Source organism: Mycobacterium sp., from assembly GCF_050701675.1.
GTDB lineage: Bacteria > Actinomycetota > Actinomycetes > Mycobacteriales > Mycobacteriaceae > Mycobacterium.
Genome location: NZ_JBOGDD010000019.1, coordinates 1 through 6,401, shown reverse-complemented (window position 1 = coordinate 6,401; position 6,401 = coordinate 1). Strand labels below are relative to the sequence as shown.

The 6,401-nt window shown below is 66.4% G+C and carries 5 protein-coding genes; 3 read left to right on the top strand and 2 right to left on the bottom strand.

Annotation, left to right across the window (positions count from 1 at the left end):
* Both ACRDUX_RS00540 and gabT read right to left on the bottom strand, forming a co-directional pair.
* A partial coding sequence (locus ACRDUX_RS00540) for an aldehyde dehydrogenase family protein (RefSeq protein ID WP_526409989.1) occupies positions 1-1,183 on the bottom strand: 1,183 nt, incomplete at its 3' end.
* Positions 1,184-1,185: 2 nt separating this feature from the next.
* Positions 1,186-2,526, bottom strand: a complete 1,341-nt coding sequence (gene gabT / locus ACRDUX_RS00535) for a 4-aminobutyrate--2-oxoglutarate transaminase (protein ID WP_526409987.1) — start codon at positions 2,524-2,526, stop codon at positions 1,186-1,188.
* Positions 2,527-2,892: 366 nt separating this feature from the next.
* Between gabT and yajC the strand changes: the two genes are divergently transcribed.
* The 3 genes from yajC to secF form a co-directional block, all read left to right on the top strand.
* The gene (gene yajC / locus ACRDUX_RS00530) at positions 2,893-3,294 is read left to right on the top strand and encodes a preprotein translocase subunit YajC (RefSeq protein ID WP_526409985.1); all 402 of its coding nucleotides are present in this window, start codon (positions 2,893-2,895) and stop codon (positions 3,292-3,294) included.
* Positions 3,295-3,369: 75 nt separating this feature from the next.
* The gene (gene secD / locus ACRDUX_RS00525) at positions 3,370-5,214 is read left to right on the top strand and encodes a protein translocase subunit SecD (protein ID WP_526409983.1); all 1,845 of its coding nucleotides are present in this window, start codon (positions 3,370-3,372) and stop codon (positions 5,212-5,214) included.
* A 4-nt stretch (positions 5,215-5,218) separates the two neighbouring features.
* On the top strand, positions 5,219-6,401 hold a 1,183-nt coding region (secF, locus tag ACRDUX_RS00520; protein WP_526409981.1), incomplete at its 3' end, for a protein translocase subunit SecF.

The following is a 6,401-nucleotide window of genomic DNA, read 5'->3' as shown; positions in this document are numbered from 1 at the left end:
CCTCCTCGGTGAACGACTGCACGGTGATGACCGGTCCGAACACCTCGCTTTGGATGAGCCGGTCATCCTGTCGCAGGCCACCGACGACCGTCGGTTCCACGTAGAAACCGGTGTCGCCCTGGCGTTTTCCGCCCGTAGCGACCGTGGCATGGTCGGGCACGTCGTCGAAGAAGCCCAGCACCCGCTCCATCTGGTTGACGTTGTTGACCGGCGGCACCCAGGCGTCCTCGTCGTCGGCTGACTTGCCGAACGTCGTCTGTGCGCCCCTGGCCTGCTCGGCCAGCGCGGCCGTCAGCTCCTCGGCCACCGACTCGTGCGCGAGAACCCGGGTGGCCGCGGTGCAGTCCTGCCCGGCGTTGAAGTATCCGGCAGTGGCGATGCCCTCAGCAGCGGCGGCGACGTCGGCGTCGCCGAAGACGATGACCGGGGCCTTGCCGCCCAGCTCGAGATGGGTCCGCTTGAGGTGTCCACCCGCACTCACGGCGACGGCCCGTCCCGCCGCCACCGATCCGGTGATCGACACCATCTGCGGAGTCGGATGGGCGATGACGCCTGCGCCGGTGACCCGGTCGCCGGTGACGACGTTGAGCACGCCGGGGGGAAAGTGCTTGGCCGCGAGCTCGGCCAGCATGACGGTGGTCACCGGCGTGGTGTCGCTGGGCTTGATGACGACAGCATTGCCTGCCGCGAGGGCGGGGCAGAACTTCCAGATCGCCATCATCATGGGGTAGTTCCACGGCGCGACCTGACCGATGACGCCGACCGGCTCGCGGCGAATCCAGGACGTGTGGTTCTCCATGTACTCACCGGCCGACTTGCCTTCGAGAACCCTTGCCGCACCGGCGAAGAACCGGATCTGGTCGATCATCGGAGGGATCTCTTCGGCCTTCGTGACGTGGTTGGGCTTGCCCGTGTTGCGGCCCTCGGCGGCGACCAGGTCGTTGGCGGCCCTCTCCACCTCGTCGGCGAAGTCGAGAAGCGCCTTCTGCCGTACCGCAGGCGTGGTGCGCTTCCAGTCCTTGAACGCCTTCGCTGCCGCGGCGTAGGCGTTGTCGATGTCCTGTTCATTCGACACCGGGGCGGTGCCGTACTTCTCGCCGGTGCTCGGATCGACCAACGGCATGGTCGCGCCACTGACCGAGTCGACCAGCTCGCCGCCGATGAAGTTCCGCACGGTCGTCATGCTCAGAGGTCCTTGAGCACCAGCGCGAGGACGTCGAGCCCTTCGTCGAGGAGTTCGTCGCCTATGGTCAGCGGCGGAAGGAATCGCAGAACATTTCCGTATGTGCCGCAAGACAATACGATCACTCCCGCCGCGTGCGCACCGGCGCACAGTGCCTTCGTCAGGTCGGCATCGGGTTCGGTGGTGCCGGACTTGACCAGCTCGACGGCGATCATCGCGCCGCGACCGCGCACGTCGCCGATGCGGTCGTCGTCTGCCTGCAGCCGGCCCAGCCGCTCCTTCATGAACGTCTCGATCTCGCGGGCCCGTTCCACCATCCCGTCGGACTCGATGGTCTCGATCGTGGCCAGCGCCGCGGCGCACGCGATCGGGTTGCCGCCGTAGGTGCCGCCGAGACCGCCGACGTGCGTGGCGTCCATGATCTCGGCGCGGCCCGTGACGGCGGCGAGTGGCAGACCGTCGGCGATGCCCTTGGCCGTGACGATGAGATCGGGGTCGATGCCCTCGTGCTCACAGGCGAACATGGCTCCGGTGCGGGCAAAACCGGTCTGCACCTCGTCGGCGATGAACACGACGCCGTTCTTGCGGCACCAGTCGAGCAGCGTGGGCAGGAAGCCCTCCGCGGGGACGATGAAACCGCCCTCGCCCTGAATCGGTTCGATGATGATCGCCGCGAGGTTGTCGGCGCCGACCTGTTTGTCGATGACGCTCAGTGCCCGCCTGGCGGCCAGTTCGCCGTCCGTCGCGAGCTCCTTGCCGAACTCGGCGTCCCGGTACGGATAGGACAGGGGAGCGCGGTAGATCTCCGGTGCGAACGGCCCGAAGCCGTGCTTGTAGGGCATCGACTTGGCCGTCAGCGCCATCGTCAGGTTGGTGCGGCCGTGGTAGGCGTGATCGAACGCGACGACTGCCTGCTTGCGGGTGTAGGTGCGGGCGATCTTGATGGCGTTCTCGACGGCTTCGGAGCCGGAGTTGAACAGTGCCGAACGCTTCTCGCCCTTCACCGGTGTCAGTCGATTGAGGTGTTCGGCGACCGCGACGTACCCCTCGTAGGGCGTGACCATGAAGCAGGTGTGGGTGAACAGGGCGGCCTGGGCGGCGACCGCCTCCACGACGCGCGGCGAGGCGTTGCCGATCGTGGTGACCGCGATGCCTGCGCCAAGGTCGATGAGACGGTTGCCGTCGACGTCCTCGACGATGCCGCCGCCTGCGCGCGCCGCGTAGACCTGCATGGTGTTGCCGACTCCGCGCGCGACCGCGGCGCTCTTCCGCTCGATCAGCGCGGCCGACTTGGGGCCGGGAATGGCGGTGGCGAGGTGGCGGCTTTGTTCAATGGTGTTCACGTCATGACTCCTGCGAGAGGGTGGCAGTGCCGGGGAGGGGACGTCGGTACGTCGTCCGAGCCGGGGCCAGCCTAATCGTTGCAGCGGCCGAAGCGAACGGAAACGTCCGCATGTGCCCCCGTGACCGCCGGATTGCGCACCGACTACCGTCGATTCCCACGATTTCGGTCGTTGAAGGCGTCACCCGCAGTCGAGCGTCGGGCGTGCCGAAACGAGCAATTGGTGAGGCTGACGCCGACGGCGCCCAGATGGGGCCCTCGGTCGCTGGCTGCAGTAATGGCACACTGGTCGGAGACGAGGTCGCCGCGTGACCGCACTGTCCGGGCGCCATTACCGCACAACCGAAACGAAAGACTGCTTCCTGCCATGGGCGAACTGACGCTTTTCCTCCCACTAATCGTCATCATGGGCGCGTTCATGTTCTTCGCGTCGCGCCGCCAAAAGAAGGCCATGCAGGTGACCATCAACCTGCACGACTCGTTGGCCGTCGGCGACGAGATCATGACCACGGCCGGCATGTTCGGCACCATCACCGGTGTCTCCGACGTGAAGGTCGACGTCGAGGTGGCGCCTGGAGTCGTCCTGACCATGCTGAAGCTGGCCGTCAAGGAAAAGGTCTCGGACGATCTCGATGCCGACGACGACCTCGACGACGAGGACTACGACGACGACGATGCCGACGACTCGAACGAGGCGTCGACGGCCCTGGAACTCGACCGGCCCACCGCCGGCAGCGAGGCCAAGTCAGACCCCGACCGCCTCACCTAAGACTGAGGACCGAGCACTCAGCCCAACCACGTACTCTTTGCGGGTTGACGTACCGATCTGAGGAGAACCAAGAACGTGGCATCGCCTTCGGCGCCGGTGCACCCCTACCGCTACCTGACCCTCTTTCTGGTTCTGCTCATCGGCGCATATCTGCTGGTGTTCCTGACCGGGGACAAGCAAGTCAAACCCAAGCTGGGCATCGACCTGCAGGGTGGCACCCGGGTGACACTCACTGCGCGCACCCCGGACGGTTCGCGTCCGAGTCGAGAATCGCTGGCCCAGGCGCAGGAGATCATCAGCTCCCGCGTCGACGGTCTGGGCGTCTCAGGCTCGGAAGTGGTCGTCGACGGCGACAACCTCGTCATCACGGTCCCGGGCAATGATGGCAACGAGGCTCGAAACCTCGGGCAGACGGCTCGGCTGTACATCCGGCCAGTGATTCATGCCATCCCGGCCGCCGGTCAGCAGCCACCGGCCGGGCAAGCTCCTGCCGGCGCCCCGCCAGGTGCTCCTGGAGTCCCCGGAGCACCGGGTGCACCGCCCGGAGCGCCAGGTGTGCCAGGTCTGCCGCCTGGAGAACCAGGATTGCCAGGTCTGCCGCCTGGAGCGCCGGCTCCCGGTGCCGAGGCTCCCGCTCCCGCTCCTGAGGCCCCGCCGGCGCCGCAACCGCGGCCCTATCCCGAGGAGCCGGCGCCGACGCCCGAGCCGACGCCCGCTCCCGCACCGGGGGAGGCACCAGCGCCCGCACCCGGGCAAGCACCCGCGCCCGCACCGGGGCCTGGCCCTTCGCCCGCTCCCAACAAGCCAGGCGACCTGGCGCAACGCATCTCCGACGAGAAGGCGCTCCGGCAGAGCGCCGACCAACAGATTCAGCTGCTGGCCCTGCAGTTCCAGGCCACCCGCTGCAACGACGAGGACGTGCTGGCCGGTAACGACGACCCGAACCTGCCTCTGGTGACCTGCTCGCAGGATCACAAGGAGGTCTACCTGCTCGACAAGTCGATCATCAGTGGCGAGCAGATCGAGAGCGCCTCCTCGGGCTTGGACCAGCAGCGCGGCGAGTACGTCGTCGACCTGCAATTCAAGAGTCAGGGCGCCGACATCTGGGCGAACTACACCGCCGCCAACGTCGGCACGCAGACGGCGTTCACGCTCGACTCCCAGGTCGTCAGTGCCCCTGCGATCAACGAGGCGATTCCCGGTGGTCGTACGCAGATCACCGGGAACTTCACCCAGGACTCCGCCCGTGACCTGGCCAACGTGCTGAAGTACGGCTCCCTTCCGTTGTCGTTCGAGTCGTCCGAAGCCGAAACTGTATCGGCCACTTTGGGTTTGACATCGCTGCGAGCCGGATTGATCGCCGGCGGCGTCGGCCTCGCGCTGGTACTGCTCTACTCGCTGCTGTACTACCGCGTGCTCGGGCTGCTGACGGCACTGTCGCTGGTGGCGTCCGGGGCGATGGTGTTCGCGATCCTGGTGCTGCTCGGCAGATACATCGGTTACACACTCGACCTGGCAGGCATCGCAGGTCTGATCATCGGCATCGGCACCACGGCCGACTCGTTCGTGGTGTTCTTCGAACGCATCAAGGACGAGATCCGAGAGGGACGCTCGTACCGGTCGGCCGTGCCGCGAGGCTGGGCACGGGCGCGCAAGACGATCCTGTCCGGCAACGCGGTCACGCTGCTGGCCTCGGTGGTGCTCTACGTGCTGGCCATCGGGCAGGTCAAGGGCTTCGCGTTCACCCTCGGACTGACCACGGTTCTCGACGTGGTCGTGGTGTTCCTGGTCACGTGGCCGCTGGTGTACTTGTCGTCCAAGTCGACGCTGTTGTCCAAGCCGGCGTTCAACGGCCTCGGCGCAGTGCAGCAGATCGCCCGCGAACGACGGGCCGCCGCGACGTCAGTGGGAGGGAGGTAGCGACATGGCCAAGCACGATTCCAAGGACGCGACCGACGACGTCTCGGACGCAGTGGACGCAATCGAAGTCGACACCACGTCAACCGCCGAGGAACTGGGCGCCTCCGACTCCAAGGCACCGAAGCACGGTTTCTTCGTCCGGCTCTACACCGGCACCGGCGCCTTCGACGTCGTCGGCAAGCGCAAGCTCTGGTTCGGCATCAGCGGTGCGATCGTCGTCATCGCGCTCGCCAGCATCCTGTTGCGCGGCTTCACCTTCGGCATCGACTTCGAGGGCGGCACCAAGGTCGCGATGCCTGCGGCCGGAGCCCATGGGCAGGTGACCACCCAGCAGGTCGAAGACGTCTTCAGCAAGACCCTTGGCAAGGCGCCCGAGTCGGTGGTTCAGGTCGGCAACGGCGGGTCGGCGACCATCCAGATCCGGTCCGAGAAGCTGAGCAATCCGGACAACGACAAGCTCCGCTCGGCCATGTTCGATGCGTTCCAGCCCAAGGGCGCGAACGGTCAGCCGAGCATGGATGAAGTCAGCAGCTCCGACGTATCGGAGACCTGGGGTGGCCAGATCACCCAGAAGGCAGTCATCGCGCTGGTGGTGTTCCTGGCACTCGTCGCGGTCTACATTGCCATCCGCTACGAGCGGTACATGGCGGCCGCCGCACTCGCCGCCCTGATATTCGACATCGTGACCACCGCGGGCATCTACTCGCTGGTCGGCTTCGAGGTCACCCCAGCCACGGTGATCGGGTTGTTGACCATTCTCGGCTTCTCGCTGTACGACACGGTCATCGTGTTCGACAAGGTCGAGGAGAACATTCACGGCTTCGAGCACACCACCCGCAGGACGTTCGCCGAGCAGGCCAACCTGGCCATCAACCAGACCTTCATGCGGTCCATCAACACCAGCCTGATCTCGGTGCTGCCCATCGTGGCGCTGATCGTCATCGCGGTGTGGTTGCTCGGCGTCGGCACGCTCCAGGACCTCGCGCTGGTGCAGTTGGTCGGCGTGATCGTCGGCACCTATTCGTCGATCTTCTTCGCCACGCCCTTGCTGGTCGCCATGCGGGAACGCACCGATCTGGTGCGCGCCCACACTCGACGGGTCGTCAACCGGCGGAAGGGGTCCGCGGCGAAGGTCTCGAACTCGTCATCTGACGCCGACGACGCGTCGGGCACGGAGACGGTATCGG

Coding starts and splice junctions, on each gene's coding strand:
- yajC (WP_526409985.1), top strand. CDS start 2,893: ATGGGCGAACTGACGCTTTTCCTCCCACTAATCGTCATCATGGGCGCG.